General features: G+C 72.9%; 1 protein-coding gene. It reads left to right on the top strand.

Annotated features, from left to right (window positions below; all coding sequences use genetic code 11):
* Nucleotides 1–12 precede the first annotated feature (12 nt).
* Nucleotides 13–827: serine/threonine-protein kinase (locus AB8Z36_RS41085; RefSeq protein ID WP_369218436.1), on the top strand; the 815-nt coding region annotated here is incomplete at its 3' end.

Here is an 827-nt window from a genome sequence, read left to right as displayed (position 1 = left end):
GGCCAGGGCGGCATGGGCCAGGTCTGGACGGCGTACGACAAGCGCCTTGACCGCCGCGTCGCCGTGAAGCTGCTGCGCCCCGACCGCGTCGCGGGCGCCGAGGCCGAGGAGCTGCGCCGCCGCTTCGTGCGCGAGTGCCGCGTCACCGCGCAGGTCGACCACCCCGGCCTGGTCACCGTGCACGACGCGGGCAGCGAGGCCGAGGACCTCTACCTCGTCATGCAGTACGTCGACGGCGCCGACCTCGGCGACCACCTCGCCGAGCAGCAGCCCTACCCCTGGCAGTGGGCCGTCGCCGTCGCCGCCCAGCTCTGCGCGGTCCTCTCGGCGGTGCACGCCGTGCCGATCGTGCACCGCGACCTCAAGCCGCGCAACGTCATGGTCAAACAGGACGGCACCCTCAGCATCCTCGACCTCGGCATCGCCTCGGTGATGGACACCGACACCACCCGCCTCACCCACACCGGATCGCCGATCGGCAGCCCCGCGTACATGGCACCGGAACAGGCGATGGGCGGCGCGGTCGGCCCGTACACCGATCTCTACGCGCTCGGCGTGCTGCTGCACGAACTCCTCAGCGGCGACGTCCCCTTCTCCGGCTCCACCGCGCTCGGCGTGCTCCACCGCCATCTCTACGAACCGCCGGTGCCGGTCCGCCGCCTGCGTCCCGAGGTGCCGCAGGCCCTGGAGTCGCTCGTCCTGCGCCTGCTCGCCAAGGACCCCCAGCACCGCCACGCCAGCGCCCAGGAGGTCTACGCCGACCTGGAGCCGCTGCTGCCCACCCCCCCCCGTACACCGATCTCTACGCGCTCGGCGTGCTGCTGCAC

This window comes from Streptomyces flavofungini, from assembly GCF_041028215.1.
In the GTDB taxonomy this organism is placed as follows: Bacteria; Actinomycetota; Actinomycetes; order Streptomycetales; family Streptomycetaceae; genus Streptomyces; species Streptomyces flavofungini_B.
This window is presented reverse-complemented; position numbering and strand designations above follow the sequence as displayed.